Raw genomic sequence first — 966 nt, 5'->3', positions numbered from 1 at the left:
ACCATCCTTTAACAAAGGGAGATAAATCTTACAATCGAGACTTATCTTCACGGAGAATTAAGGTTGAGAATATTTTTGCAAAGTTCAAAGTGTTTAACATCTTTTCAACAACTTACCGCAATCGTAAAAAACGATTTGGTTTAAGAATGAACTTGATTGCTGGTATTATCAATTTTGAAAGATTATAAACGTTTCGCAGGAAGTCTAGTAATTCATTTCTAAACAAATTCTTGTTTTTAGATGGATTACTCAGATAAAAAGGATTCGTGTTGCAAATCCTTCTGTCAAATTGTATCCTCTTTGGTTTTATACAAAATAATACCTACCCAAACAGAGATTAAGGAAGGAAGAACCAATAAGGTTAAAACACTAGGATGGGTCAAATCCCATTTTCCAAAATCATTAGCAGACAGTTCTGCTAATTTCAAAAAGCTATCCAAATTATTAAAGAGATCTTGATAGACTGTCACATAAATCAAGAGCCACTGGATAATGTATTCACAGAGTGTCTGAACCTGATTCGAAATGGAAAACTTTGGAAACAGCCATCGATTTATCCAGTAAAGAATAAAACCATTTATAACCGCAAGCAACAACACTACTATAAATAAGGAACCGCCTGATTCTACCAAAATAAAAGACAAGGCTGAAACAGCAATAACAAAGGCAAACAGGATAAAGAAAACCATACCAATAAAGCCTTCACCAGCTACCAACAAGAGAGCTTTAAAAAGGTTAAAACCCAAATTATTCATACATAACTAAAAAAACTTCCAGAATCGCTGATACATCATGGTTTCTGGAAGTTTTTGATTTTCACCCATTAGGTGAGACTTTTTACTGGACAAAAAAGGATTTCCCCTTTATGATATAAGCGCAAACCAAATCAAAATAGAAAGGAAACCCATATGTTCAGTCTAACAAATTACAATTCTAAAAACAACACTTTTTCTTTTGATGGTGGAA

General features: G+C 33.0%; 2 protein-coding genes. One reads left to right on the top strand and one right to left on the bottom strand.

The window, feature by feature from the left end; genetic code table 11:
- Positions 1-188: transposase family protein (locus E4T71_RS08685; RefSeq protein WP_167758508.1), on the top strand; the 188-nt coding region annotated here is incomplete at its 5' end.
- A gap of 96 nt (positions 189-284) precedes the next feature.
- Here E4T71_RS08685 and E4T71_RS08680 read toward each other — a convergent pair.
- Entirely contained in the window at positions 285-755 is a 471-nt protein-coding gene (locus E4T71_RS08680; protein ID WP_135038931.1) for a hypothetical protein, read from the bottom strand.
- Positions 756-966: the final 211 nt, after the last annotated feature.

It is taken from the genome of Streptococcus sp. WM07, from assembly GCF_004570525.1.
Taxonomy (GTDB): Bacteria; Bacillota; Bacilli; order Lactobacillales; family Streptococcaceae; genus Streptococcus.
This window is presented reverse-complemented; position numbering and strand designations above follow the sequence as displayed.

Excerpts from the sequence above, each read along its gene's own strand:
- E4T71_RS08680 (WP_135038931.1), bottom strand. The coding sequence starts at position 755 with ATGAATAATTTGGGTTTTAACCTTTTTAAAGCTCTCTTGTTGGTAGCT.